Genomic DNA, 26526 nt, shown 5'->3' on the forward strand with positions numbered 1-26526 from the left:
GCAAATGGCCCTCCGGTCGCAACGAGGGGCTCGAACACAGCCTGCCGGCGCCCTCTCGCTGCCTGACGGGCAAGCGGTCGTACAGCGTCTTGCGCGGCCCATGGACGGCCGGGGCATCGGCCCAGCGGTACCCCCCAAGCACAGCCCACACCCTTGGCTGCCGCGCAGCCCGGCACGGTTAAGGCGCCACGCGCCACTCCTCGACCCAGAGGGGAGCGGTGTTGAGATGGCCGGTCGGCCGCACCCCGGCCAGCCAACGCGGCCAGATATGGGCGTCTGAGCGGAACCAGAGGGGCAGGGCGGGCAACTCCTCCGCATAGAGGCGTTGCAGCCTGGCCCAGAGCGCGCGGCGCTTCTCCCGGTCCAGCTCCACCGGGATCGCCTCGATCAGCCGGTCCATCTCCGGGTTGCGGTAGCCGCCGAAATTCTGGCCGGACCAATTGCTCGCCTCGGTGGGGATCTCCTCCGAGTGCAGGGTGGTGCGCGGCACGCTCTCCGGCGCGCTGAGCCAGGCATAGAGCGCCAGGCCCTGGAAGCGGCGCTTGGACATGGTCTCGCCGAAGAAGACCCGGGGCGGTTCGTTCCTGATGCGGACCTCGATGCCGGCCTGGCGCCACATGCCCTGCAGCACTTGCTGGACCGCCTCCCGCGCCCGGTTGCCGGCGGTGGTCATCAGCTCCAGCACCAGCCGCTCCCCGGCGGCGTTGCGGCGGATGCCGTCATTGTTCCCCCCTGGGCCGCGCGTCCAGCCGGCTTCGTCCAACAGGGCGGCGGCGCGGGCGGGGTCGAAGGGGGCCGGGGTCAGGCTGGCATCATGCATCTGGTCCAGCGGGTTCACGCTGGTAGTCGCCAGGGTCTGCCGCCCCTCGAACAGCCGCGCCACGATCTGCGCCCGGTCGGCCGAGAGCAGCAGCGCCTGCCGCACCCGCGGATCGGCCAGCACGGGATTGTCCCGCTGCATGTCCAGATGCTCATAGACCAGGCCGGGCTTGTAGGTGATGCGGAAGCGGTCGCGGGTGCGGCGCTCCAGCGCCGCCGCCTGCTCGACCGGCAGGCCGAGCTCGCCGGCGATCATGTCCACCTGGCCGGCCAGAAGCTGGGCCTCCAGCGCCGCGGTGTTCTCCACGGTGCGGATCTGGAGGCGGCGGAAGGCGGGGGCGGGGCCCTGCCAGGCCGGGTTCAGCTCCAGCGTCACCCCCGCGCCGGGCTGCACGCCGGTGATGCGGTAGGGGCCGTTCCACAGGCCGGGGTTGGTGGTCTCCGTGTCGTAGGCGGTGCGGTTGCGGTAGGTACGCGGGTCGGATTGCCAGCGCGCGCGCTCGAGATGCGCGGGCAAGGGCTGGAAATCGCCCATCGAGGCGAAGTCGAAGGTGACCTTGTCGAGGTGCAGGGTGATGGTCCGCGCATCCACCACCTCCAGCGCATAGGCCGAGCGGTAGAATTCCGTGCCGCCGAACCCCGTCGCCGCCTCCCGCCCCGCCTCCCAGGCGAAGCGCAGATCCTCGGCGGAGACGGGCGTGCCGTCGCCCCAGCTTGCATCCTCGCGCAGGCGGTAGGTCAGGCGGAGGCCGGGCTTGCCCTCCGGCGTCGTCTCCCGCTCGGCGAGGCCGTTCTCCAGCGTCGGCAGCGTCTCGCAGAGCATGCAGATGAGCTGCCAATCGGGGTCATAGGCGGTCAGCGGCCGGCGGGCGAAGCCGAGGACATAGGTCTTCGCCAGCATGGCATCGATGTTGGGGTGGAAGGTGGAGGGGTATTGGGTGATGCCGATGGTCAGCGTCTCCCGCGCCGGCTGGGCGGCGGCGGGCGAGGCGAGGAGGAGGGCGGCGATCAGGATTCGTCGAAAGGCCATGCCCGTGCTCCATGCCAGATCATGAGGATGTCGAGCCTCGCCCCGCACCCGATAGATGAGGCGAAAGGGAGTGCGCGGCACCTGCCGGGCGCGCCGCCGCTGGCCGATCGCCTGGCCGGATTGCGGAAAGGCCAGCAGCTGCGCCGCTGCAGCTCCGATGGCGGCCACCAGCCGGTCGGCGGCGTCCGGATTGTCCTGGGCGATGAAACCCCGCGCCTCGCGGAGCTGCGCCCGGGCGAGCGGCGACCAGAGCAGCTCCATCCCGGCCGGATCAGCGCTGGCGCAGGCCGGCGGCCCAGCCCCGCAACTCCTCCATCACCTCCGCATGCGGCACGGCGCGCCCGGCGTCGATCTCCGCCTCGGCCTCGGCCAGCATCGTCTCCAGCGCGGCCCGCTCCGCCGCGGGGTCGGCCTGCACCAGCGCCGAGGCCGCCGCGCGCAGCAGCGCCTCGGGCGTCGAGCCGCGGCTCAGCGCCACGCGCTCCAGCGCCGCGGCCACATCCTCGGGCAGTTCGACCCGGTACAGCGTCATCCCGCCCTCCTTACTTCGGCTTGCCTTCCCCCACCGCGCCGATGCCGCCATGCGCCTTGGACCAGCCGGTCGGGTCCTCGAGGAATTTCCGCACTTCCTTCAGCGCTGCCTCGGAGAAATAGGGGCGCTCGCGGCACACCTCCAGCACGTCCCACCAGGTGCAGAGATGGTGCAGGTTCAGCCCCATCGCCGCCATCGCCTCGAAGCTGCCGGGGAAGACGCCGTAATAGAACACCACGAAGGTATGGTCGCAGATCGCGCCGGCATCGCGCAAAGCCTGGGCGAATTTGATCTTGCTGCCGCCATCCGTGGTCAGGTCCTCGACCAGCAGGGTGTTCTTGCCCTCCGGCACATCACCTTCGATCTGAGCACCGCGGCCGAAGCCCTTGGGCTGCTTGCGAACATAGGCCATGGGCGCCGCCAGGCGGTCGGCGATCCAGGCGGCGAAGGGGATGCCGGCGGTCTCGCCGCCCGCCACGGCGTCGATCGTCTCATAGCCCACATGCCGGCCGATCTTCTCGACGCCGAGGTCGATGATCTTGTTCCGGGCGCGGGGGAAGTAGATGATCTTGCGGCAGTCGATATAGACGGGGCTCTTCCAGCCGCTGGTGAAGGTGTAGGGCTCCTCCGGGCGGAAATTCACCGCCTTGATCTCCAGCAGGATGCGCGCGGTGGTCAGCGCGGCGTCGCGGTCCCAGTCGGAAGCATGTTGCATGGCCATGGCGCGTTTCCCTGCAGGCAGCCTGTCAGGCTCTCGTAACCTTGGCGCCCCATGGCGTCCATGCCAGGCGCGTCCATGCCAGGCGCGTCCATGACCGAGGGGGTCTGGGTGCTGGCCGATCCGCGTGCCGGCACGGCGGCGCAGGCGCTGGGGATTGCGGAGCGGCTGGGGGTGCCGTTCCGGACGGTGGCGCTGGAATGGGGCAGGGGGGCAGCGCTGCCATGGCCCTGGCCGACGCTGGCCGGCCTGACCGCCGCCGCCCGCGCCGGGTTCGCGCCACCCTGGCCACGGCTGGTCGTGGCCGCCGGCAGGCGTGCCGCCCCTGTGGCGCGCTGGCTGGGGCGGCGCGGGGCGCGGCTGGTGCATTGCATGCGGCCTGGCTTCGGCGCCGCCGGCTTCGACCTGCTGGTGATCGGCCGGCACGATTCCCCCGCCCCGGCGCCCAACCTGCTGGGCATCCTCGGCGCCTGCCATCGCCTCTCCCCGGCCCGGCTGGCGGCGGCACGGGAGGAATGGGCAGCGCTGGCCGAATTGCCCGCGCCGCGCGTGGCGCTGCTGCTGGGCGGCAAGCCGGGCGCGCAAGGGCCGATGGCGCCGGCGGTGGCGGTCGGCATCGCAGCGCAGCTTCGCGGCTTCGCCGGCAGCGTGCTGGCCACCACCAGCCGCCGCAGCGGCCCCGAAGCGGCCGAGGCCATCGCCGCCACCCTCTCCGGCCACCCCCACCGCCTGTACCGGCCGGGGGATCCCGGGCCCAACCCCTATGCCGGCTTCCTCGCCTGGGCCGATGCGGTGGTGGTGACGGGCGATTCCGTCTCGATGCTCTCGGAAGCCCTGGCGACCGCCGTTCCGGTCTTCATCGCCGATCCCGGCGGCCTCGGTCCCCGCCATCTGCGCCTGGCGGAGAGCCTGGTGGCGGCCGGCCAGGCCCGCCCCCTCGCCGCAGCCCCCGCCCCCTTCGCCCGGCAGCCCCTGGACGAGACCGGCCGCGTCGCCGCCGAGATCCGCGCGCGGGGCCTGCTGTGACGGAAGGGGGTTACCTCGGCCGCCGCGCCGACGAAGTAGGCGGCATGATGCAGGCCATGCTCCGCGCCGCCTTCCCGCCCGCCCTGCCGCCCGGCCGGGCGCGCCCCTTCCCCTTTCCCTGGCGGGACCGGGCCGGGCGCTTCTCCTGGCTGAAGGCCGCCACCTTCGCCCTGCTGCTGGCCCCTGGCGCCTGGGTCGCCTGGCTGGCCGCCGCCGATGGCCTCGGGCCGGAACCCTGGAAGGACGGGCTGCGGGAGATCGGCCTCTGGGCCATCCGCCTGCTGCTGCTGACGCTGGCCGTCACGCCCTTCGCCCGCCTCCTCGCCTGGCCGCGCCTGGCGACCCTGCGGCGGATGATCGGCCTCGGCGCGCTGGGCTATGCGCTGCTGCACCTTGCCATGTACGCGGCGAATGAGAATTTCCGCCTGCTGCACATCGCCGGCGAGATCGCGCTGCGCTTCTACCTGACCATCGGCTTCGTGGCGCTGCTGGCCATGGCGGCGCTGGGCTGGACCTCCACCGATGGCTGGGTGCGCGCGCTGGGACGGCGCTGGAAGCGGCTGCATCTGCTGATCTGGCCGATCGCGGCGCTCGGCGTGTTCCACTTCTTCCTGCAATCGCCGAAATCCGGGCTGTGGGAGGCGGTGCTGGCGGCCGGGCTGCTGCTCTGGCTGGCGTTCTGGCGGCTGCTGCCGGCGGGGTGGCGGGCGAACCCGCTGGCGCTGCTCGCCCTGGCGCCGGCGGCGGCGCTGGGTGCGGCGCTGGTGGAATACGCCTGGTACGCGCTGGGGACGAACCTGCCGGCGGCGATGATCCTGGCTGCCAATCTGGATGTCGGCTTCGAGTTGCGGCCGGCGGTGTGGGCGGGGCTGGTGGCGCTGGCGGTGCCGGCGGTGGCATGTCTAAGAAAAATAATGGATTAGAATCTATTTTTAAGTCCTGAGATGAAGATCGGCGCCGGCCCCCGCCAAGTGGTCCTCGCTTGTTGACGGCAGCCACCCCCCTCGCCGGGACCGGCCCTTGGCTTCCCGCGGGTATGCAGGTTGAACCTTCGGGTCTGAAACTCGGACCGGGGTCCGGGGCCAGGTCCTGGCCCCGGCGGGGGTGCAGGGGGCAGCGCCCCCTGCCGGGGGGCATGGGGGCAGAGCCCCCATCACCTACCGCCGCCCTCTCAGCGCCAGGCGGAAGCTGAGCTGTGCGATCACCCCCGCCGCCGTCAGCACCAGCGCCGCCGCCAGGGCCGGATCGCCCCCGATACCGGCCAGCGAGGTGGACAGCCCGCCGATCCCCATCTGCCCGAAGCCGTAGAGGCCGGAGGCGGAGCCGACCACCAGCGGGTTCACCCCCATCGCCTCGGCCAGCGAGGCCGGTGCCGCGACGCCGACCCCGAAGGAGAAGAGCGCCATGGTCAGCAGGGTGATCTTCACATCCACCACCCCGGTCAGCACCGCGGCCAGGAAGCCCAGCGCCCCGATCAGGCTGAGCAGATTGCCCCGCAGCAGCAGCCTTGGCGCCCCCATCCGGCTGGCCAGCCGGCTGGCCGCCAGAGTGCCGAACCACAGGCCGAGGAAATTCAGCGCCAGGTACACCCCGACCTCATGCCCCGGCCGGTGGAGCCGGTCGATGAAGATGAAGGGCGCGGCCGCCACATAGGCATACACGGCGGTGCTGGCGCAGCCGCCGCCCAGGGTGAAGCCCAGGAAGGCGCGCGACCCCAGCAGCCCGACGTAATTCCGCAGCACCGCCCTTGTGCCCTGGCCGGCGCCGCCGCCGCCGGTTTCCGGCAGCAGCTTCCAGGCCAGCAGCAGGTTGCAGACGCCGAGCCCGGCCAGCGCCAGCAGGATGGCGCGCCAGCCGGCGGTCTCGGCCAGCGCCGTGCCGATCAGCGGCGCCACGCCCGGGCCGGCGACCACCATCAGGTTCATCAGCGCCAGGCGCTGCGCCGCCTCGCCGGGGGTCGCGCCGTCCCGCACCATGGCCCGGCCCAGCACCAGGCCGGAGCAGCCGCCCAGCGCCTGCAGCAGCCGGGCGATGATGAGCGCATGGACATTCGGCGCCAGCAGCGCCGCGAAGCCGGCCAGGGCATAGATGCCGAGGCCGCAGATCAGCACCGGCCGCCGGCCGAAATGGTCGGAGACCGGGCCATAGACCAACTGCCCGAAGGCCAGGCCGAAGATGTAGAAGCTGACGGTGAGCTGCATCGCCCCCGGGCTGGCCTCCAGCGCCGCCGCTGCCTGGGGCAGGGCGGGCACGAAGACGTGCATCGCCATGGTGCCGCTGAAGGTGATGAGGGCGAGCAGCCAGAGCGGTGCCCTGACCGCCTGGCCGGGCCGTGCCGCCCGTGCCGCATCCTTCGAGGCCTTGCTACTCATGCGCCGGGATCCCCTGGCTGGTGGCTTGGCGCTGGCCTCCCTTGCTGCTGCCGCTGCCCGGCGGGGCGGGGCCCGGGCCGGCGGCGGCTTGGCCCGGCGCGATGGACCGGGCGAGGATCGGTCAAGCAGGAACCGGACCACTGGCGGCGGGGCCGGCCCGGCGCGCGGGCACGCGGCGGAAAGCCGGGGCCTGCCGGGCGGCAGGGCGAGGGGCGGGCGGGAAGGGCCGGGCGGCGCATCTGCCCAGAATTAGGGCGCTAGCTAACTAATAGCCATGCAACTTATGCAGCCGGCGAATGCGCCGGCCGCCGGTCAATCCCGTCCGTTGAAACATCTTCGGCAAAATGATACCGGTCCGCGCCGGCAATGGTGCGGCAGCGCCCCAGGGGATGCCGGCGATGCGGATGGACTCATGGACATGCTGGGCGAGCTGCGCGACCAAGCCAATTACCTGCGGATTCTGACGCGCTACATCGGCTTCCGAGGGGCGGTGGAATGGCGGCTGCGGCAGCAATTCCACGGCGTCGGCGAGGCCCCCCTGGTCCGGCTGCAGCCGGGCTGCCTGCGCCGCGCGGTCGCCGCCCGGGTCGGCACCAGCGACGCGATGACCTACCACCAGGTGCTGGTGGAGCGGCAATACGGGGTGCTCGCCGACCTGGACCCGGAGGTGATCGTCGATTGCGGCGCCAATGCCGGCTACACCAGCGCCTTCCTGCTGGAGATGTTCCCCCGCGCCCGGGTCATCGCCATCGAGCCCTCGCCGGGCAATGCGGCGCTCTGCCGGCGGAACCTCGCCCCCTATGGCGACCGGGTGACGCTGATCGAGGCCGGGGTCTGGAGCCGGAGCTGCCGGCTGGTGGTGGAGGCGCGTGCCGGCAATGAATGGGGCGTGCAGGTGCGGGAAGCGGCGCCGGGCGAGGCCGGGGACGTCGATGCCGTATGCCTCGCCGATCTCGGCCTGCCGCGGATCGACCTGCTGAAGGTGGATATCGAGGGCAGCGAGGCGGTGATCTTCCGCGACGGCGTGGAGGCCTGGCTGCCGCGCGTCGGGGCGCTGGCCATCGAGCTGCACGGGCCGGATTGCGAGGCGGCCTTCGAGGCGGCGCTCGCCGGCTACCACCAGCGGCGCCAGCTCTCCGGCGAGCTGGTGATCCTGCGCGACCTGCGGCCTGGGCCGGCCGGGGCCGCCGCGGTGGCGATGGGGCAGGCGGGGTAGGGCGCGATCGCCCCGCGGCAAGGGCGAAGGCATCCCTCAAGGCTGGCTGCCGATGAATGCCGGCCGGCAGTGCCGAGCGGGCGGCGCCGTCCCTCCCGGGTTGGACGCCATGCCGTCAACCCCCCGCTAGAGCGGGATCGGCTGAGCTGCGCTCACCCGCCCCGCTCTAACTCATTGTCCGGTCGCATGATTCACGGTTTCGGTCGATTCGACCTCAACCGATCACGCTCTAAAGGCCGAATGACCCCCGGAAACCGGGATTGGGCTTCTCGGGCCGAGAGCCCGTCTCGGAAGGATCGGCGGCGCGCCCGGCGGGCCTTTTCCGCCCTGGCGGCGTCCACCTCCTGGCCAGGACGCATATCGCCGGTCCATCCGCCGCCGGGACCTTGTCTTGAGGCAGGCTCTGAGCCTGCCGGGAAGGCCGGCCGCCTCTCAGAAGAACCGCGCCAGATTGGCCCGGATGCGGGGCAGCACGGGCTGCCCCGGCGGCGGCAGGGGGAAGGCCTGGCCGGTGATGCTCTCGAAGGCCTGGATGTAGCGGGCGGCGGCCTCCAGCCGGACCTCGTCCGGAATCGGCGGGATCGGGTCCTTGTAGGGGTCGCAGCGCGCCACCACCCAGCGGCGGATGAAATCCTTGTCGAAGCTCTCCGGCGCCTCGCCGGCGGCGAAGCGGGCCGGGTAGCTTGCGGCGAACCAGTAGCGGCTGGAATCCGGGGTGTGGATCTCGTCGGCCAGCAGGATGCGGCCCTGCTCGTCCACGCCGAATTCGTATTTGGTGTCCACCAGGATCAGGCCGCGTTCCGCCGCCATCTGCCGGCCGCGGGCGAACAGCGCCAGGGCCCTGGCCGAGACCTCCTCCCACTGCGCCGCCGTCAGCAGGCCCCTCGCCAGGATCTCGGCCGCCGAGAGCTCCTCGTCATGCCCGGCATCGAAGGCCTTGCTGGTGGGCGTGATGATGCTCTCCGGCAGCTTCTGGTTCGGCCGCAGCCCGTCGGGGAAGCGGTGGCCGTACATCTCCCGCCGCCCGCCCTGATACATGGTGAGGATGGCGGTGGAGGTGGTGCCGGCCAGGTAGTCCCGCACCACGACCTCGACCGGCAGGATGGTGAGCCGCCGGCACAGCAGCACGTTCGGGTCCGGGTATTCGAGGACGTGGTTGGGGCAGAGATCGGCCGTCGCGTCGAACCAGTGGCGGGCGAGCTGGGTCAGCACCTGGCCCTTCAGCGGCACGGTGGTCAGGATGATGTCGAAGGCCGAGAGCCGGTCGGTGGCGATCAGCAGCCGCCGGTCCCCGGGCAGGTCGTAATTCTCCCGCACCTTGCCGCTATAGTGGTTCGGCAGTTCCGGGATGGCGGCCTCGGCGAGGGCGAAGCCGGCATAGGGGGCGAGATCGGCGGCGCTGGGCATGGCGTGGTCTAGCCCCGTTGCCCAGGGAGGCGCCAGTGGCGAGGCGCCAGTGGGGTGGCGCCAGTGGGGTGGCGCCAGCGGGGCGGTGCCAGAGGCCGCGCAGCCGGGGGAGGGGCTTGCCCGCCCGGCCCCGCCGCTTCAGGCTGCGCGCCCTGGTTGGAGGATCGCGCCCCATGGCCACGCGCAAGCACCGTATCGCCGTCATTCCCGGCGACGGCATCGGCAAGGAAACCACGCCCGAGGGGCTTCGCGTGCTGGACGCCGCCGCCCGGCGCTTCGGCTTCGAGCTGGAACTCACCCATTACGACTGGTCCTGCGAGACCTATGCGCAGACCGGCAAGATGATGCCGGATGACGGGCTGGACCAGCTCCGGCGGTCGGACAGCGTCTTCCTCGGCGCCGTGGGCTGGCCGGGGGTGCCGGACCATGTCTCGCTCTGGGGGCTGCTGATCCCGATCCGCCGCGGCTTCGACCAGTATGTGTCGCTGCGCCCCTGCAAGCTGCTGCCCGGCTCGAAATCGCCGCTCGCCGATCGCGGCCCGGAGGACATCGATTTCTACGTGGTGCGGGAGAATACCGAGGGCGAGTACAGCTCCGTCGGCGGCCGCATGTTCCCGGGGACGGACCGCGAATTCGTCAGCCAGCAGAGCATCCTGACGCGCATCGGCACCGACCGGATCATCAAATACGCCTTCGAGCTGGCGATGACCCGCAAGCGCCGGAAGGTGACCAGCGCCACGAAGTCCAACGGCATCACCTTCACCATGCCCTATTGGGACGAGCGCTTCGCCGAGATGGCGAAGAACTACCCGGAGGTGACGACGGACCAATTCCACATCGACATCCTCTGCGCCCATTTCGTCCAGCATCCGGACTGGTTCGACGTGGTGGTCGGCTCCAACCTGTTCGGCGACATCCTGTCCGATCTGGGGCCGGCGGTGGCGGGCTCCATCGGCATCGCGGCCTCCGCCAACATCAACCCGGAAAAGGCGCATCCGAGCATGTTCGAGCCGGTGCATGGCTCGGCGCCCGACATTGCGGGCAAGTGGATCGCCAACCCGATCGGGCAGATCTGGTCCGGGGCGATGATGCTGGAGCATCTGGGGGAGAAGGCGGCGGCGGACTGCATCGTGCAGACCATCGAAAAGCTGCTGGCCGAGGGCGGGCCGCGGACGCGGGACATGGGCGGCCAGGCGGGCACGGTGGATGTGGGGAAGGCGATCGCCGAGGCGGTGGCGCGGGGGTGAAGCGCCAGAGCAAACTCCGATCAGGTGGACTCACCTGATCGGAGTAATTTGCTCGCTTGAACAATGCCCTAGAGCGGGATCGGTTGAGCTGCGCTCACCCGCCCCGCTCTAGCTCATTGTTCGATCGCGTGATTCACGGTTTCGGTCGATTCGACCTCAACCGATCACGCTCCAGGGGCTCCGCCCCATAGGCGCGAGGTTGCGCAATGAAGGGATGAAGTCGGCCCGGTGAGGATGGGGGCTTCGGCCCCAAAAGCCCCGGCAGAGGGCGCTGCCCTCTGCATTCTCGCCGGGGGGAAGTCGTGAGTCGGCAGGTTGAACCCGCGAGGCACAAAACTCCCGCCGGGGTCCGGGGAGGCGCGTTGTCGGCAGTGCCGGCAACCCCCGGCGGGGGTTCGGGGGCAAAGCCCCCGATCTTCCTTTACTCCCCCGCCACCCCCCGCAGCGGGATCACCATCTCGCAGCACAGCCCTTCCGGCCGCCATTCCCGGCTGATGCTGCCGCCCAACTGGCCGACCACCGTCGCCTCCACGACCCGCGTGCCGAAGCCGCGCCGCCCCGGCTCCCCTTCCAGCGCCGGCCCGCCCTGTTCCGCCCAGCGCAGCCGCAGCACGCCGGCTGCCTTCTCCTGCTGCCAGCTCAGCGCCACCTGCCCGTCCGGGACGGAGAGCGCGCCGTATTTCATGGCATTGGTCGCCAGCTCATGCAGCGCCATGGAGATCGGCTGGGCGGCCGCCGGCGGCAGGGCCACCTCCGGCCCCCGCAGCTCCACCCGCGGCGAAACGCCCTCGCCCCCGCCGGGCCCGCCGAGGAAGGGCACCAGCTCCGCCTCCAGCAGCCGGCGCAGATCCGCCCCCAGCCAGCGCGATTCCGCCAGCAGGTCATGCGCCCGGGCCAGGGCCCGCACGCGGCCCTCCACCGCCTTCGCATAGCTGGCGGCATCGCTCTTCGGGGTCAGGCGCAGCGCCGCCTGCACCACCGCCAGCGCGTTCTTCGCCCGGTGGTCCAGCTCCCGCGCCAGCAGCGCCTGGCGCTCCGCCGCGGCGCGGATGGCGGTGACGTCCTGCGCCACGCCGGCGATGCGCAGCACCTGGCCGTTGCCCGCCTCCCGCTCCACCACCGTCCCGTGGGAGACCACCCAGAGCCAGCCGCCGCCGGGCGCCGCGACGCGGAATTCCAGCGCGAATCCCTCCTGCGTCCCGGCCAGGGTCGCGCGGATCGCCTGCTCCGCCGCCGGACGGTCCGCGGGATGGATCGCCCCCAGCCAGGCCTCCAGCCCGACGCCGGTTTCCGGCAAATAGGGCAGGCGGGAGGTCAGCTCCCCCTGGCGGGAGCCGAGGCCGCGCCTGGTATCGTATTCCCAGGTGCTGAAGCGCGCCGCCTCGATCGCCAGGCGCAGCCGCTTCTCGCCGGCCTGCAGCGCGGCATGGGCGCGCACCAGCGCCTGGCGCAGCTCGGCGAATTCGCGGATGCCGCTCGGGCTGGCGGGGGCGGCGGTCAGCGCGTCCGGCCGGCCGGCGGCCACCGCATTCGCCTCCCGCCGCAGCGCCGCGATCGGGCGGAGGATGCCGATGCCGAGCCGCCAGGCGGCGATGGCGCCGAGCAGCATGGCGGCCAGGGCGCCGCTCGCCAGCCAGAGCAGCGGGCCCCGCCACAGCTCCCGCAGCGCCTCGGCCGGTTCCCCCGCCATCAGCACCCAGCCCGGCGCCTGCTGCAGGTGGCGGAAGCCGAACACCGTCTCCACCCCTGCCGAATTGATGCCGCGCAGCAGCCCCTCCGCCTGCCCCGCCGCGCCGGCGAAGAAGGCCGGCATCGGGCGGCCGACGAAGCGCTCCGCCCGCGCCGAGCGGGCAACCATCCGCCCGGTGGCATCGGCCAGGGCGGCGCCGCCGGGGGCGGCGGCCAGCCGGGCCAGCAGGGCGGAGAGCCGGTCCGGGGTGAGGATGATCAGGACGACGCGCACCACCCGCCCCTCCGCCCAGACCGGGGCGGCGATGGCGATGCGGTACTGCCCGCTGGCCCGGCCGGTGAAGAGGTTGGAGATACCCGTTTCCCCACGTTCCACCGCCCTGGCAATGAGCCTTCCGACCTCCTCGCCCGGGGTGGCGGGCAGGGGGGCGCCGGGCGGCAGGCGGGTGTTCAGCAATTGCTGCCGGCTGCCGGAGGTGTCGTGCAGCGAGACGTTCTCCGCCCCGGCATCGACGGCGAATTGCTTCGCCCAGCCATGCAGCGCGGTGAGCGTCGCCGCATCGCCCTCCCGCATCGCCGGCAGGGCGGCGAGGCCGCGGGCCACCACCATCAGCCTTTCGATGTCGCGGTCCAGGGCGAGGGCGAGGGCAGTCGTCGTCCCCTGCAGCCGGTTGGTGAATTCCTGCTGCGAGGCGCGGATGGACTGCCAGGCCGCGACGGCGCCGAGGCCGATGGCCGGCACCAGCAGCACCAGGGCGAAGCCCAGCAGGTAGCGGGCGAGGCTGCCGCCGGGTGCTGCCTGCCCCGCCGACCGGCCTGGCGCGCCGCCGGGCCTGTCCCTCGCATCCGTGCCGCGCAGCGTGGCGCCCGACTCCATTCCCCGCCCCGGCGGTACACATTCACCTTATGCCACGGCCCCGTACCGGCGGGGCAAGCCCGGGCGTGCGGCCGGCATTCCGGGACCGGACCGGGCGGGGCTGACGATACCGTCCCGGCCGGGCTTGCAGCCGTGCCCGCCTGTGCGATTCTGCCGGCAACCACCGGAGGATGCCAGGATGCAACGCCGAGCCCTGTTCGCCACGCCGCTGCTTGCCGCGCCGCTGCTGCGCGGCCGGCCTGCCCGGGGGCAAAGCTGGCCGGACCGGCCCATCACCATGGTGGTGCCCTTCGCCCCGGGCGGCAGCCCGGACATCGCCGCCCGCATCCTGGCGCCGCGCATGAGCGAGCTGCTCGGCCAGCCGGTGGCGGTGGAGAACCGCAGCGGGGCGGGGTCCACCATCGGCACCCGCAGCGTCATCCAGGCGCGGCCGGACGGCAACACGGTGCTGATGGGCAGCATCAGCATCATGATGGCGCCGCTGACCATGGACCCGGTGCCCTTCGACACCGCGGCCTCGCTCCGCGCCATCTCCCTGCTGGCGACGGTGCCCTACATCCTAGTGGTGCGGGCGGATGCGCCGCCGAAAAACCTGGCCGAATTCCATGCCTGGGCCAAGGCCAACGGGGCGAAGCTGAATTACGGCTCCTCCGGCAACGGCACGCCGCTGCATATGGGGGGTGCGCTCTACTCGCTGATGATGGGGGTGGAGCTGACGCATATCGCCTATCGCGGCACCGGCCCGGCCATGGCGGATCTGCTGGCCGGGCAGGTGCAGATGGTGTTCGGCGACCTGCCGGGGGTGATGCCGCATATCCGCTCCGGCGCGGTGCGGCCGCTCGCCTCCCTGGTGAAGCACGAGGTGCCGGAGCTGCCCGGGGTGCCGCCGATGGCGGGGAGCGATCCGAAGCTGGCGGCGTACGAGGTCTATACCTGGGTGCTGCTCTCCGGCCCCAAGGCGACGCCGGATGTGCCGGTGCAGAGGCTGCATGCGGCGATGGTGACGGCGGCGCGGGACCCGGCGCTGGCGCCGCGGCTGGCCGAGCTGGGCTTCGTGCCCTCGCTGAACAGCCCGCCGGAGGCGGATGCCTTCCTGGCCGCCGAGCAGGCGAAATGGAGCGACATCATCCGGCGGGCGGGGATCCGGGCGGAACTTTAATCCCCCGAAACCGCTGCGCGGCTTTGTGGGGGGCCGGATTCGCCCGATCCTCGAGGACTCGCGCAGCCTGCCGCGGCAAACCCGCGGAAGGGCAACGGGTGGCGTCCGTCCTGCCGGCCTTTGCCGGTGGGGCGAAAAAATGCGCGGGGGTGTCACGCCGGGCGGGGCTGCCTCGTCCTGGGGGCAAGCGGCGAGGATGCCGCCCAACCGAAGGACCAGTGCCATGCAACCCCGTCTCGACTATTTCAACGCCGCGCCGCAGCTCATGCAGGCCATGCTGAAGCTGGAGCAGGCGGTGGCCAATTCCGGCCTGGAGCGCAGCCTGATCGAGCTGGTGAAGACCCGCGCCTCGCAGATCAATGGCTGCGCCTTCTGCATCGACATGCATACGCGGGACGCCCGCAGGCATGGCGAGACCGAGGAACGCCTCTACCTGCTGAATGCCTGGCACGAGGCGCCGCACTACACCGACCGCGAGCGCGCCGCCCTGGGCTGGACCGAGGCGCTGACCCTGGTGGCGGAGACCCATGCCCCGGATGCGGCCTATGCGGCGCTGCTGCCGCATTTCTCGACGGAGGAGATCGTGAAGCTCTCCCTGCTCATCGCCACCATCAATGCCTGGAACCGGCTGGCGATCGGCTTCCGCGCCGCCCCGCCGGCGCCGAAGGCGGGCTGAGCGTGGCCGCCGGCGCTGACGGCAGGGACACGGCCGCCGGCGCTGACGGCAGGGGCATGGCCGCCGGCGTTGACGGCAGGGACATGGCCGCCGGCGTTGACGGCAGGGACATGGCCGCCGGCCTTGACGGTATGGACCTGACGGCCGGGCCCGACGCGCTGGAGGGCTTCCTGCCGGTGCGGCGGGAGCTGGTCGGGCTCGCCTACCGCATGACCGGCTCCTACGCCACGGCGGAGGATATCGCGCAGGAGGCCTTCCTGCGCTGGCAGGCGGCGGACCGGGCGGCGGTGGCGGTGCCGCGCGCCTGGCTGTTGAAGGCGACGGCGCGGCTGAGCCTGGACCATCTGAAATCCGCCCGTCACCGGCGGGAAGCCTATGTCGGCCCCTGGCTGCCGGAGCCGCTGCCGGATGACGCGGAGGCGCCGCAGCTTGCCGCGGCGAGCCGGGCGGAGGACCTCTCCGTGGCCTTCCTGCTGACCCTGCAGCGGCTTTCGCCGGCGGAGCGGGCGGTGTTCATCCTGCACGATCTGTTCGAGACGCCCTTCGCCGAGATCGCCGCGCTGCTGCACCGGACCGAAGCGGGGTGCCGCAAGCTGGCGGAGCGGGCGCGGGCGCATCTGGCGGCGGCCGCGCCGCGGCAGAGCGTGGGGGAGGCGGAGGCAGAGCGGATCACGAGGGCCTTCCTGGCGGCGGCGCGGGGCGGCGACGAGGCGGCGCTGGCAGCGCTGCTGGCGCAGGATGTGGTGCTGCATACGGATGGCGGCGGGGTGCGGCCGGCGGCGCGCAACCTGATCCTCGGCGCCGCGAAGGTGGGGCGGTTCTTCGCCGGGCTGGCGCGCAAGCATGTGCCGGGGGCGCTGCTGCATATGGGGCGGATCAACCGGCTGCCGGGCTTCGTCACGCTGGAAGCGGACGGGCTGCCGCAAAGCACGGCGCTGGAGATACGGGAGGGACGGATTACGGCGATCTATATCGTGCGGAATCCGGAGAAATTGGGAGCGGTTTCGGCTTTGATGCCGGGAGGGGGCGCTGCCTCTCCCCGGTAAGCCGCGCGCCGGGCCGATCGCCCCTTGCCGGCAAGCTGCTTACCATCCTCGGCGCCATCGCCGGGAGCGGCCAGACATGGCGCGATGCCGCAGCCTGACCCGCCAGCCAGCCTCGCAATGCCGGCGGAGCCGGGCCGCGTCATCCTGCAGGGCGGCGCCGATGCCGGGCACGGCGCCGCCCATGCCCTCAGCGGCCGGAAACCGGCACGTAGTCCCGCCTGGTCGCGCCGCTGTAGATCTGCCGCGGCCGGCCGATGCGCTGGGACGGGTCCTCGATCAGCTCCTTCCACTGGCTCACCCAGCCGACGGTGCGCGCCACGGCGAACAGCACGGTGAACATGCTGGTCGGGATGCCCATCGCCTTCAGGATGATGCCCGAGTAGAAATCGACGTTCGGATACAGCTTGCGCGAGACGAAGTAGTCGTCCTCCAGCGCGATCCGCTCCATCTCCATCGCCATGTCCAGCAGCGGCTCGTCCTTGATGCCGAGCTCGGCCAGCACCTCGTGGCAGGTCTCCTTCATGATCTTCGCCCGCGGGTCGAAATTCTTGTACACCCGGTGGCCGAAGCCCATGAGCTTGGTGTGGGAGTTCTTGTCCTTCACCTCGCGGATGAATTGCGGAATGTTCTCCGGCGTGCCGATCTCGCCGAGCATCTTCAGCACGGCCTCGTTGGCGCCGCCATGCGACGGGCCCCAGAGGGCGGCGATGCCGGCGGCGATGCAGGCGAAGGGGTTGGCGCCGGTCGAGCCCGCCAGGCGCACCGTGGAGGTGGAGGCGTTCTGCTCATGGTCGGCGTGCAGGACCAGGATGCGGTCCATGGCGCGCGACAGGATCGGGTTGTTCTTCCACGGCTCCGCCGGCACGGCGTTCAGCATGTAGAGGAAATTCTCCGCGTAATTCAGGTCGTTCCGCGGATACATGAAGGGCTGGCCGATCGAGTACTTGTAGGCCCAGGCGGCGATGGTCGGGATCTTGGCGATCAGGCGGAAGGCCGCCACCTCGCGCTGCCGCGCATCGTTGATGTCGAGGTTGTCGTGGTAGAAGGCCGCCAGCGCGCCGACCACGCCGCAGATGATCGCCATCGGGTGGGCATCGCGGCGGAAGCCGTCGAAGAACCGCCGGATCTGCTCATGCAGCATGGTGTGGTAGGTGACGTTCTTGCGGAAATCCTCGAGCTGCGCCGCATTCGGCAGCTCGCCTTCCAGCAGCAGATAGGCCACCTCGATGAAGTCGGATTTCTCGGCGAGCTGCTCGATCGGGTAGCCGCGATAGAGCAGGATGCCGGCATCGCCGTCGATATAGGTGATCTTGCTCTCGCAGCTCGCCGTCGCGCCGTAGCCGGGGTCGTAGGTGAAGATGCCGAGCTCGCCGTAGAGCTTCCTGATATCCACCGTCTGCGGCCCGATCGAGCCCGCGAGCAGCGGCAGGGTGGCGCTGCGGTTGGAGCCGTCCAGCGTAATGGTGACGGTCGGCTTCGCCCCGCCTTTTGCCGTGCTGCTCATGATCTGGTCCTCAGGGTGTTGCGGCACCGCGCGCGGCGCTGCCGGGATGGTGCAATGCAAGATAAGGACGCCCCTCGGCCCTTGGCAACGCGGCACGGACGAAGCGTGAACCCGCGCGCTCCCGCCGGAGCCGGCGCCCGGCCTCAGCGGCGGCCGCGCCAGCTCTCGGGCGGCGTCGCCTCCGGCGCCCAAAGGCCGCGCCGCGCCTGGCGCGCCATGGTCTCCACCGGGGTGAGGGCGGAGCCCGCCTCGGCCAGCGCCCAGCCGGCGGCGATCTGCGAGGCGTTCAACTCCACCCCGCCGGCGCGGCAGGTGCCGAAGCCGCGGCCCATGCGGTCCCGCCCCTGCACCCGGCATTCCACCCCGCGCTCGGCGATCAGCCGCGCCAGGCTTTCGGCGGCCAGGCCGGCGCAATCGGCCGGCTGGCCGGCGGTGTCCCGGCAGGTGGCGCGGCCGCGATCCGGCACGTTCAGCGCCGCCAGCCGCAGCACCCGGTCGCCGAGGCGCAGGGTATCGCCATCCAGCACCCGCACCTCGCCCGGGCCGGCGGCCCAGAGCTGGTCGCGCGGGGCGGAGCCGAACAGCTCCCCGGGGACCGCGACGGCGACCATCAGGGCGCCGAGGGCGGCCAGCAGGCCGACGGCAACGGTCCCCCAGCGGCGGGGGGAGGGGGCGGGGCGGAAGATGCGGCGTGGGCGCATGGTGAAACGCCTAACGCGGTCTCAGGGTCGGCGGCAACCCTTCTTCGCGACTGCGTGAGCCTTGATTTTATGGCACTTCATATGTCGGGCCAGAAAGCCGGCGCAAGCTTCAGATTCTCCCAGGACTCCAGCGCGCGCTTCCGCGCCGGCCTGGCGCGCGCCGCAGCCCAGCCTTCCACCACCCCCACGGCCCAGGCCGGCACCGCCCCGCCGAGGCTCGCCACCAGAGCGCGCGCCACCGCCGCGTCATTGGCGAGGCCGAGCGCGTCCTGCAGCACGGCCAGCCGGCGGAGGAAGCGCCGCGTCGCCTTGCCCTGCCAGAGCGGGGCAAACAATTCAGCGGCGTAGCGCAGCCTCTTCGCATCCAGCCGCATCTCGTGCAGCGCTTCCGGCCCGTGCTGCTCGATCTCCTCGCCGGCCGCGGCCAGCTTGGCCCAGCGGCGGTCGAGCAGCGGCGCGGCGAATTCCTCGAGCGGGGTCTCCGGCGGCAGGCGGGGCTTCTCCCCTTCCGGCTGCGCCGCCCGCCAGGGGCGGAGCAGCAGCAGGACAAGCCCGTCCAGCATCAGCAGGCGGAAGGCGGCGCCGTCCAGCGCCTGGCGCAGCGCCACATAGGCGGCGTGGCGGCGGGCCTCGGCGGATTTCAGCAGGGTGGCGAGGCGCTTCTCCTCCGGGAAGGCCTCCGCCACCGCGGCGCCCTGGCCGAGCAGGAAGACATCCCAGTCCCGCGCCGGGCCCAGCCTGTCGGCCAGCGCCTTCAGCCCGGCATCGAATTCCTCGGCCGGGCTGCCGCGCAGCGCCGGGCGCAGCACCTTCAGCACGGAGCGCAGCCGGCGCAGCGCGACGCGGAGCTGGTGCACCCCCTCCGGCCCCGCCTCCACCCGGCAGAGCGGGGCGAAATGCAGCATCACCTCCAGCAGGTGGCCGAGGGCGGCGAGGAAGGCCTCCTCCACCGTCTTCGCCTGGCCGAGATCGGGCGCGCCCAGCCTTCGGGGCCGCGGCGCCTCCCCCCGGGCCAGGGCCCGGCCGGCTTCCGGCAGGCTGGTGTCGGCGGGCAGCAGGGGCAGGTCGGCGGCGAGGCGCCTGGCCAGGGCCAGGACCGCCTCCGGCGGGCCGTCCAGGATCAGCCGGGCGACCGGCGCCTCATCCGCCACCGCCCGCAGCTTGCCGAGGCGGAGGGTGGCGGTGACCATCCCCTCCGGCAAGGCGAGCGGAAATTGGCTGCGCCGCCCGCTGAAGGCGGCGATCGGCACCAGCGTCACATCCGGCAGGCGGGAGTCCTCGACCTCCGCCGCCGGGCAGCCGGGCAGGGGGGGCAGGCCAGGGTCGGGCAGGCTGCGCAGCAGCCGGCGCGGGCCGCGCTGCGGCGCCTCCAGCGCCAGCCCCTCCTCCGCCAGGGCGCCCTTGGCGCTGTCCAGCCAGATCAGCTCCTCCGCCGCGCCGCGGCTGCGGCCGGTGCGGTGCGCGGCGATGGCGGGGTGGCGGGAGAGGCGCTGCGCCACCTCCGGCTCCAGGGTGAATTCCAGGGCAAGGCCGGGCTCGGCCGGTGCCTCGGCAGGCAGCGGCGCGGCGGCTTCGGCGAGGTCCGGCATGGGATCGAAGGCAGTCAGGCGGGTTGCTCCGCAGGCAAAAGGTCACGCGGGGCGAGGAAGCGGACCAGCCGTCCACCCCCCGGCTCCAGCTCGCTCCAGCCGGAGGCGATGGTGAATTCGGCGAGCGCGCCGGTCGGGTAGCCCTCCGCCAGGCGCTGCAGGTCGCCGCCGGGGTTGCCAGAGGGGCTGCCAGAGGGGTTGCCAGAGGGGTTCCCGGAGGCGGCCGGGCCGGCGAGGGCCAGGGCCAGCTCATGCAGGCCGGGATTATGGCCGATCAGCAGCAGGCTGCGGGCGGTGGGGGCGGCGGCGCGGATCGCCTCCAGCAATTGCGGCCAGGGGGCGAGGTAGAGGGATTCCATCGGCTCCACCAGCGCGCCGCCCTCGAAGGGGGTCAGCGCCTCCAGCGTCTGCAGGGTGCGGCGGGCAGAGGAGACGAGGACGATGTCGGGGGCGAGGCCGAGATCGCGCATCGCCTGCGCCATGGCGGCGGCCGCGCGGCGGCCGCGGGCGTTCAGCGGCCGGGCATGGTCCGGCAGGCCTGGATCATCCCAGGAGGATTTGGCGTGGCGAAGCAGCAGGAGCTGGCGCATCGGCCATATGGTGGCATGACCGGGGGGAATTGTCGTGTCCCTCGGGGTGAATTCCTTGCCGGGGCAGTGCTCCTCCGAGGGGTGCTGCCCTATGGGCGTCAGGTCGGGCGCAACTCAGGCATGCGGCGCTGCCCCCAGACCCCGCCGGGCGGGGTTGTCGGCACTGCCGGCAACGCTCCCCCGGCCTTGCTTTGACCTGCCGGTTCAGCCGTCAGGTCGGCAACGCGGAACGGGCTCCGGGGCCAGGTCCTGGCCCCGGGCAGGAGGGGTGGCGGCACTGCCGCCGCCAAAGGGCGAAACCCCCGCCCGTCAGGGCATCAGCACCTGGCTGATGCCGTGCACCACGCCATTGGTCGCCATGAGATCCGGCGCCACGATCGCCGCCGGCGGCACCACATTCACCCCGCCCGCGCCGAAGGTCGCGGCCTGCCGCTCCGGCGCCGGGTTGGCCACGGCGATCGTCCCGCCCTCCGAGGCGATGCGCAGCATGCCGCCCGCGACGGTGCGGTACTGGTGGTCGCCGGTGAGCTGCGCCGTGGTCAGCGCCATGCCGGAGATCACGTGGTAGCCGATGAGCGAGCGCAGCCGCACCATGTCCGGCGAGTTCTGGCCGACGCCCTCACCGCTGCCGCCCTGGCCCAGCAGGTCGTTCAGCGTCGCCACATTGGCGCGGTTGAAGGCCTCGTTGGTCGGCGCGAAGACCGTCACCGCGGCGGCGGAGCGGAACTGGTCCACCGTGCCGGCGCGGCTCGCCAGCTCGACGAAGCGGCCGAAGCGCGCATCGGCGGCCAGGGTGTCGATGACATTGCGCGCCTGGGCGCGCACCGCCGGCGCGGCCAGGCCGGCAAGGCCCAGGCCGGTGGCGGCCAGGGCGAAACGTCGGGTGAAGCGCTGCATGGGGGACCCTTTCATCGCAAGGCATTGGCGGGGCTGCAGGCCTCGCCCTCTGCCATTGCAACGCGAACGATGCGCGTCGGTTTGCAGCCGCGGCGGCTGGCCTCGCGCCCGGGGGCGGCTGCGCTACATGGAGGCCCATGGTTTCCCCTGCCGTTTCCCCTGCCGCGCCCCGCCGCCGCCCGCCCCGCCTTGCCGGCGCCACCGGTCCCAGGGCTTGCCGCGCCGCACCCTGCTGCTGCCGGACGCGCTGCCTTGCCGGCGCCGCCGGTCCCGCGGTGTCCCCCGCCGCGCCCTGCTGCTGCCGGACGCGCTGCCTTGCCGGCGCCGCCGGTCCCGCGGCGTCCCCCGCCGCGCCCTGCTGCTGCTGGACACGCTGCCTTGCCGGCGCCGCCGGTCCCGCGGTGTCCCCCGCCGCACCCTGCTGCTGCCGGACGCCCTGCCTTGCCGGCACCGCCCTCCGGCCTGCCGCGCGCGGGGCGGCGGCGTGACGCCCGACCCGGCGCTCGCCGATCTCCGCCGCCGCGGCTTCCGCGGCCTTCGGGTGGTGGGCGATGTGCATGGCGAGGCGGCCTCCTTCGCCCATGCCGTGGAAGCCGCGGCGGCGCTGGACCTGTTCCTGCTGCAGCTCGGCGACCTGACGGATCACGGGCCGGACAGCCCCGGGGTGCTGCGGCTGATGTTCGGGCTGCTGGATGCCGGAAGGGGCCGCTTCCTGCTCGGCAATCACGACCACAAGCTGCGCCGCGCCCTGCTCGGCCATAAGGTGAAGGTTCAGCCGGAGGGGCTGGGGCGGACCCTGGCGCAGTTGGAGGCGGTGCCGGACGGGGCGGCGCTGGCGGCGCGCGCCATCGCCGAGATCGCAGCGGCGCCGGCCTGGCTGCGCCTGGACCACTGGCTCTTCGTGCATGGCGGCTGGCATCCGGCGATGCTGCGGCAGCCTGCCCCGCCCGGGGCCGGGGCGGGGAAGCCGGACCCGCTGCTCTCCCGCGCCCTGTTCGGCCAGGTGACGGGGCGGATGCTGCCGGACGGCTTCCCGGAGCGGCTGCATGGCTGGGTGAACCAGATCCCGGCCGGCTTCACGCTGTATTGCGGGCATGACCGCCGCTCCGCCGATGGCCGGCCCTATGAGGTGGCAGGGGCGGCAGGGGGCAGGGCGGTGTTCCTGGATACGGGGGCCGGCAAGGGCGGGCATCTGAGCTGGGTGGATCTGGCCTTCCCGGGGTGATGCGAATTCTTGCGCTGGCGGGGTGGGGGTCCCTCTCCGCTGGCGGATGCCGGGCCAGGGTCCTGCGGCTACATCCCCACGCTCTTTGCCGACCGGCTCCCGAGTCGCTCCTCACCCCCCAAGCTCCCCGCAAGCGGGGAAGGATCATGCCTGCTCAATCCCGCCGGATGATGAATCCGTTCGCCACCCGCTCCATGCCGAGCTTCGGATACCAGCTCATCGGCTTCGGGGCGGAGAGCAGCAGCACCATGCTCTCCCGCCCGACGATGCGCTTCACCTCGGCGATCAGCGCCCGCCCCAGCCCCTTGCCCTGCGCCGCGGGATCGACGCAGAGATCCGACAGATAGGTGGCATAGGCGAAATCCGTCAGGCAGCGGGCGACGCCCGTCAGCCGCCCCGCACCGTCCCGCGCGGTCACCACCAGATTGGCATGGGCCAGCATGCGGGCCATGCGCGTCGCATCCTCCACCGGCCGGCCGAGGCCGGAGGCGCGCACCAGGGTGATGAACTCCGCCGCCGCCAGCCGCCCTTCCTCCCGCGCGAAGGCATAGCCCGGCGGGGGCACGGCCAGCGCTGCCCAGGCGGCATGGCCGGTGACGAGCGGCGGGTCTGCGGCGGGCGGCATGGGCGATTCCGTCTCTGGCGGGGTTGGATGGGTTGGAAGCTGCCGCGAATCCGCCGCGACAGGAACCCCGCGGCGGCCGAAGCGCCGCCATCGCCGGCCGCGGCCCTGGAGACCGGTTGAAGACGGGGTGGCGGTTCGAGGCGATCCTTGATCCAAGCTTCTGCTGTGGACAGCAGCCAATCGGGCCCGGGCCGCTGGCGTTGGGGGCACTCAAGCGGCCGTTGTCAGACCAGGCGACACCTTGGAGATGGGAATATGGCGCTCAAGCGGATGGACAACGTGGGAATCGTCGTCGAAGACCTCGGAGGAGCGATTGATTTCTTCCGCGAACTCGGCCTCGAGCTCGAAGGGCGGGCCACGATCGAAGGAGAATGGGCCGGACGTGTCACCGGATTGGGCGATCAGCGTGTCGAGATCGCCATGATGCGCACACCGGACGGCCATGGCCGGCTCGAGCTCTCCCGCTTCCTCACGCCGCCCGTCGTCGCAGATCACCGGAACGCCCCGGTCAACGCCCTGGGCTACCTCCGCGTGATGTTCGCCGTGGACGACATCGACGAGACGCTTGAAAGGCTCCGCGCGCGCGGCGCGCAGCTCGCAGGCGAAGTGGTCCAGTACAAAAGCGCGTATCGGCTCTGCTACATCCGTGGGCCCGAAGGGCTGCTCATCGGACTCGCCCAGGACCTCGGCTGAGCGCAGTACGAAGACGAAGGACGAAGAGCAGCCGATGTCGGCGAGCGCGTTCGACGCCGCCCCGCCTGTTCTGCGGCAGCGCCGGCCGCAGCAGGCGAGCGCCCGCGCCTCCCGGGCCAGGGCGGGGCCGAGCCAGGGCGGGGCCGAGCCAGGGCGGGGCCGAGCCAGGGCGGGGCCGGGCCGGGGCGGAAGACGGCGCCGTCCGCCAGGCCGGGCGCGGCCCTCAGGCCCAGAGCTTCGGGTTCAGCAGCACCTCGGCCATCTTTGCACTGATCGCCGCCAGCAGCTTCGCGCCCTTCTCGGCGCTCGCCACCCGCGCATCGCCCACCACGCCGCTGGGCGAGAGCGCCTTGAAGCTGCGGCGCATCGCGAGGCCCGGAGGCTGGCCCTCGACGCGGGTGGAGTTCGGGCCGTGGGCCTCCGCCAGCCGGTCCAGCCGCACGCTTTCGGGGCGGAGATGCATGATCATGCTGGTCTCCGCCTCGCAGGCATGCATCAGCCCGGCCTGGCGTTCCAGCAGCGGGCCGATCACCTCCGGCACCACATGCCAGTAGGTGCCGCCGGCGACCTTCACGCCGAATTCCACGGAGAATTCCGTGGCCGCCACCGCCACCGCCTCGGCATTGCCGCCATGGCCGTTCAGCAGCATCACCCGCTTGAAGCCGTGCCGCACGGCGGAGCGGGCGATGCCGCGCAGCACCCCGGCGAAGGCGGCGTAGTCCAGGGTGACCGTGCCGCCGAAGGCCATGTGATGCTCGGCGAGGCCGGTCCAGACGCAGGGGGTGACCACCACGGGCTGGCCGGCGGCGGCGATGCGCTCGGCCGTGGCATGCGCCACGCCGGTGCCAAGGATGATGTCCACCCCGGTCGCCAGATGCGGCCCGTGCTGCTCCAGCGAGGCGACGGGGATGATGACGAGGGCATCCTCCGCGGCGCGGGCGCGCAGCTCCTCGGCGGTCAGGCGCATCCATTCGTATTCGTAGGCCATGGGAACCCTCCTTCCTTGCCGCGCATTGCGGCAGGGGAAGGGGGCGCTGTCCAGCGTCGCTGTGGAGCAGATTCACGCCTCCAGGCGATGCCACCCGCTGGCGATCTGCTCCAGGGCCTGCCGGCGCCCGCCTACTCCGCCGTGGCGCCGCTTTCCGTCACCAGCGCCTGCCAGACCGGCATCTGCGATTTCCAGAAGGCGCCGAAGGCTTCCGGCGTCGTGTCCACCATCGGCTTGATGGTCAGGCCGAGCATGCGGCGCGCCACCTCCTCCTGCCCCACCACCTGGCGGAGGGCGTCGTTCACCGTGGCCAGCGCCGCCGCCGGCGTGCCGGCGGGGGCGGCGACGCACCACCAGTTCAGCGCGTCGATCCCCTGGCCCGGCAGCAGCTCCGCCATGCCCGGCACCTGGGCCAGCTCCGGCACGTAGTCCAGCCGCTCGGCGCTGCCGACGGCGAGCGGGCGGAAGCGGCCTTCCCGGATATGCGGCAGCAGGGCCGGCATCACGTCGAACATCAGGTCGATGGTGCCGGCGACCAGGTCCGAGATGGCCGGGCCGCCGCCGCGATAGGGGATGTGGGTGATGTCCACGCCGGCGGCGCGCTTCACCTTCTCCATGTAGAGATGGCTGATGGTGCCGGTGCCGCTGCTGCCCATGCTGACCCGGCCGGGATTGGCCTTCGCATAGGCGATCAGCTCGGCGAAATTCTTCCAGGGGCGCTGGGCGTTACAGACCATGAGGATGGTGCCGATGCCGACGCGGGTGACGGGCGCCAGGTCGCGCTCCGCCTCGAAGGGCATGCGGGTGCCATAGAGGTACTTGTTGGCCGTCAGCACATTGGCGCTGGTGAAGAGCAGGGTATGGCCGTCCTTCTCCGCCTGCACCACGGCGAGGGCGCCGATATTGCCGCCGGCGCCCGGCCGGTTGTCCACCACGCAGGGCTGACCGAGCACGGGCGGCAGGCGTTCGGTGATCATCCGGGCCAGGATGTCGTTGGCGCCGCCCGGGGCGATGGGCACCACGAAGCGCACCGGCCGGGTGGGAAACCCCCAGGCGGCGATCGGCGCCAGGGCGGGCAGGGCAAGGCTGGCGCCCAGCAGGGCGCGGCGGCTGAGGGGCATTTTCGGTATCTCCGGCTCAGCCCGCCTCTGGCCCGGGGCGCGGCCCGGGTCAAGCGGGTTCAGGCGAGCCGCTCGTAGGTCACGGTGCTGCCATCCTCGGCCTTGTGGGTCCAGCCGATCCAGGTGCCGTCCGGGCCGTAGCTCGCCTCGCTCTCCTCCTCCCCGCTGATCCGCCAGCGCACGCCGCCGCCCGGCAGCGCGGTGCGGCTGGCCTGCAAGCGCAGGGGCTTGCCCGTGTCGTTGGCGAAGAGCGGGCGGCCATCGAACCGGGCCGGATCCCACCAGGAAAGCGGCGCCGCCTCGGCCGGCAGGCGCTGCTGGCCCTCCGGACCCTGGACCAGCAGGGCGTTGCCCTCCGCCCGCGCCGTCATCTCCACCACATTGCCCTGGCGTTCGCGGCGGGAGGCGCAGAGGCGCAGCCTGCCGCCGGCCCAGATTTCCTCGAAGTGGTGATGGAAACGGAAGACGGTGATGCCGAGGAGCTTCACCTGGATCGCCACCTCGGTCCGTGCCGTCAGGGTGCCTGCCGTCTCGGCGAAGCTCACCTGGTGGGTGCCGATGGCGCTGCCTTCCCGCATGACGCGGAAGCGCAGCTCGGCGGGCAGGGCGTGGGCGCGGGCCGGCAGCAGCAGGGGGGTGGCGAGCAGCGCCCTGCGGCGTAGCCGTTTCGGCGCCCTTACCTCCGCCATGCGGGTCCCTCCTGGCCTTGCCGGGGAAGCAATCCGGGAAATGCGGGGGCGGATCAAGGGGGGCTCCGCCCCTATGCCTCCTGCACCTCT

General features: G+C 72.4%; 24 protein-coding genes. 9 read left to right on the top strand and 15 right to left on the bottom strand.

Annotated features, from left to right (window positions below; genetic code table 11):
• Nucleotides 1-178 precede the first annotated feature (178 nt).
• Genes E5N76_RS26605 through E5N76_RS26615 form a run of 3 tightly spaced genes read right to left on the bottom strand, consistent with a single transcriptional unit; the run spans nt 179 to nt 3102 of the window.
• On the bottom strand, nt 179-2110 hold the full coding sequence (locus tag E5N76_RS26605) for an ABC transporter substrate-binding protein (RefSeq protein WP_149540939.1): 1932 nt from the start codon (nt 2108-2110) through the stop codon (nt 179-181).
• A gap of 10 nt (nt 2111-2120) precedes the next feature.
• A complete protein-coding gene (locus E5N76_RS26610; protein ID WP_149540941.1) occupies nt 2121-2381 on the bottom strand; it encodes a hypothetical protein in 261 nt (86 codons plus the stop codon).
• 10 nt (nt 2382-2391) lie between these two features.
• The gene (locus E5N76_RS26615; RefSeq protein ID WP_149540943.1) at nt 2392-3102 is read right to left on the bottom strand and encodes an orotate phosphoribosyltransferase; all 711 of its coding nucleotides are present in this window, start codon (nt 3100-3102) and stop codon (nt 2392-2394) included.
• Between the two features lie 90 nt (nt 3103-3192).
• Between E5N76_RS26615 and E5N76_RS26620 the strand changes: the two genes are divergently transcribed.
• Together E5N76_RS26620 and E5N76_RS26625 are read left to right on the top strand one after the other, a co-directional pair.
• On the top strand, nt 3193-4125 hold the full coding sequence (locus tag E5N76_RS26620) for a mitochondrial fission ELM1 family protein (protein ID WP_149540945.1): 933 nt from the start codon (nt 3193-3195) through the stop codon (nt 4123-4125).
• 44 nt (nt 4126-4169) lie between these two features.
• A complete protein-coding gene (locus E5N76_RS26625) occupies nt 4170-5048 on the top strand; it encodes a protein-methionine-sulfoxide reductase heme-binding subunit MsrQ (RefSeq protein ID WP_235907897.1) in 879 nt (292 codons plus the stop codon).
• Between the two features lie 234 nt (nt 5049-5282).
• Here E5N76_RS26625 and E5N76_RS26630 read toward each other — a convergent pair whose 3' ends face one another.
• Entirely contained in the window at nt 5283-6497 is a 1215-nt protein-coding gene (locus tag E5N76_RS26630; protein ID WP_149540947.1) for a Bcr/CflA family efflux MFS transporter, read from the bottom strand.
• A gap of 412 nt (nt 6498-6909) precedes the next feature.
• Here E5N76_RS26630 and E5N76_RS26635 point away from each other — a divergent pair, with 412 nt between their 5' ends.
• A complete protein-coding gene (locus E5N76_RS26635) occupies nt 6910-7713 on the top strand; it encodes an FkbM family methyltransferase (RefSeq protein ID WP_187830428.1) in 804 nt (267 codons plus the stop codon).
• Between the two features lie 432 nt (nt 7714-8145).
• On the opposite strand, the gene E5N76_RS26640 is transcribed toward E5N76_RS26635, so the two are convergent.
• Complete coding sequence (locus E5N76_RS26640; RefSeq protein ID WP_149540951.1) at nt 8146-9120, bottom strand: phosphoribosylaminoimidazolesuccinocarboxamide synthase; 975 nt, start codon at nt 9118-9120, stop codon at nt 8146-8148.
• A gap of 173 nt (nt 9121-9293) precedes the next feature.
• Between E5N76_RS26640 and E5N76_RS26645 the strand changes: the two genes are divergently transcribed.
• Entirely contained in the window at nt 9294-10367 is a 1074-nt protein-coding gene (locus E5N76_RS26645) for a tartrate dehydrogenase (RefSeq protein WP_149540953.1), read from the top strand.
• A 421-nt stretch (nt 10368-10788) separates the two neighbouring features.
• On the opposite strand, the gene E5N76_RS26650 is transcribed toward E5N76_RS26645, so the two are convergent.
• The gene (locus tag E5N76_RS26650; protein WP_149540955.1) at nt 10789-12933 is read right to left on the bottom strand and encodes an HWE histidine kinase domain-containing protein; all 2145 of its coding nucleotides are present in this window, start codon (nt 12931-12933) and stop codon (nt 10789-10791) included.
• A 178-nt stretch (nt 12934-13111) separates the two neighbouring features.
• Here E5N76_RS26650 and E5N76_RS26655 point away from each other — a divergent pair, with 178 nt between their 5' ends.
• The 3 genes from E5N76_RS26655 to sigJ all read left to right on the top strand — a co-directional run bounded on the left by E5N76_RS26655 (nt 13112) and on the right by sigJ (nt 15814).
• Nucleotides 13112-14092 carry a Bug family tripartite tricarboxylate transporter substrate binding protein gene (locus E5N76_RS26655; RefSeq protein ID WP_149540959.1) on the top strand — a complete coding sequence of 327 codons (981 nt, stop codon included), beginning with the start codon at nt 13112-13114 and terminating at the stop codon, nt 14090-14092.
• Between the two features lie 223 nt (nt 14093-14315).
• Entirely contained in the window at nt 14316-14768 is a 453-nt protein-coding gene (locus E5N76_RS26660; protein WP_149540962.1) for a carboxymuconolactone decarboxylase family protein, read from the top strand.
• A 110-nt stretch (nt 14769-14878) separates the two neighbouring features.
• Entirely contained in the window at nt 14879-15814 is a 936-nt protein-coding gene (sigJ, locus tag E5N76_RS26665) for an RNA polymerase sigma factor SigJ (protein WP_235907898.1), read from the top strand.
• Nucleotides 15815-16001: 187 nt separating this feature from the next.
• On the opposite strand, the gene gltA is transcribed toward sigJ, so the two are convergent.
• From gltA to E5N76_RS26690, 5 genes are all read right to left on the bottom strand, one after another.
• Nucleotides 16002-17318 carry a citrate synthase gene (gene gltA, locus E5N76_RS26670; protein ID WP_149540965.1) on the bottom strand — a complete coding sequence of 439 codons (1317 nt, stop codon included), beginning with the start codon at nt 17316-17318 and terminating at the stop codon, nt 16002-16004.
• 143 nt (nt 17319-17461) lie between these two features.
• Complete coding sequence (locus E5N76_RS26675; protein ID WP_149540969.1) at nt 17462-18019, bottom strand: thermonuclease family protein; 558 nt, start codon at nt 18017-18019, stop codon at nt 17462-17464.
• Between the two features lie 77 nt (nt 18020-18096).
• Nucleotides 18097-19608, bottom strand: coding sequence for a CYTH and CHAD domain-containing protein (locus E5N76_RS26680; protein WP_149540972.1), 1512 nt, complete (start codon nt 19606-19608; stop codon nt 18097-18099).
• A 14-nt stretch (nt 19609-19622) separates the two neighbouring features.
• The gene (locus E5N76_RS26685) at nt 19623-20198 is read right to left on the bottom strand and encodes a SixA phosphatase family protein (RefSeq protein ID WP_149540975.1); all 576 of its coding nucleotides are present in this window, start codon (nt 20196-20198) and stop codon (nt 19623-19625) included.
• A gap of 309 nt (nt 20199-20507) precedes the next feature.
• Nucleotides 20508-21095: a fasciclin domain-containing protein gene (locus tag E5N76_RS26690; RefSeq protein ID WP_187830429.1), complete on the bottom strand. Its 588-nt coding sequence runs from the start codon at nt 21093-21095 to the stop codon at nt 20508-20510.
• A 214-nt stretch (nt 21096-21309) separates the two neighbouring features.
• On the opposite strand from E5N76_RS26690, the gene E5N76_RS26695 reads away from it, so the two are divergent.
• Nucleotides 21310-22320, top strand: a complete 1011-nt coding sequence (locus tag E5N76_RS26695; RefSeq protein ID WP_235907899.1) for a metallophosphoesterase — start codon at nt 21310-21312, stop codon at nt 22318-22320.
• Between the two features lie 154 nt (nt 22321-22474).
• Here the strand turns inward: E5N76_RS26695 and E5N76_RS26700 are convergent, their stop codons facing one another.
• Complete coding sequence (locus E5N76_RS26700; protein ID WP_149540980.1) at nt 22475-22945, bottom strand: GNAT family N-acetyltransferase; 471 nt, start codon at nt 22943-22945, stop codon at nt 22475-22477.
• A gap of 255 nt (nt 22946-23200) precedes the next feature.
• Here E5N76_RS26700 and E5N76_RS26705 point away from each other — a divergent pair, with 255 nt between their 5' ends.
• The gene (locus E5N76_RS26705) at nt 23201-23638 is read left to right on the top strand and encodes a VOC family protein (RefSeq protein WP_149540982.1); all 438 of its coding nucleotides are present in this window, start codon (nt 23201-23203) and stop codon (nt 23636-23638) included.
• A gap of 223 nt (nt 23639-23861) precedes the next feature.
• Here E5N76_RS26705 and E5N76_RS26710 read toward each other — a convergent pair whose 3' ends face one another.
• The 3 genes from E5N76_RS26710 to E5N76_RS26720 all read right to left on the bottom strand — a co-directional run bounded on the left by E5N76_RS26710 (nt 23862) and on the right by E5N76_RS26720 (nt 26436).
• Nucleotides 23862-24626, bottom strand: coding sequence for a creatininase family protein (locus E5N76_RS26710; protein ID WP_149540984.1), 765 nt, complete (start codon nt 24624-24626; stop codon nt 23862-23864).
• Nucleotides 24627-24757: 131 nt separating this feature from the next.
• Nucleotides 24758-25747: a Bug family tripartite tricarboxylate transporter substrate binding protein gene (locus tag E5N76_RS26715; RefSeq protein WP_149540986.1), complete on the bottom strand. Its 990-nt coding sequence runs from the start codon at nt 25745-25747 to the stop codon at nt 24758-24760.
• 59 nt (nt 25748-25806) lie between these two features.
• The gene (locus tag E5N76_RS26720; protein WP_149540989.1) at nt 25807-26436 is read right to left on the bottom strand and encodes a DUF6134 family protein; all 630 of its coding nucleotides are present in this window, start codon (nt 26434-26436) and stop codon (nt 25807-25809) included.
• Nucleotides 26437-26526: the final 90 nt, after the last annotated feature.

It is taken from the genome of Siccirubricoccus phaeus, assembly GCF_008360935.1.
Classification (GTDB): Bacteria; Pseudomonadota; Alphaproteobacteria; order Acetobacterales; family Acetobacteraceae; genus Siccirubricoccus; species Siccirubricoccus phaeus.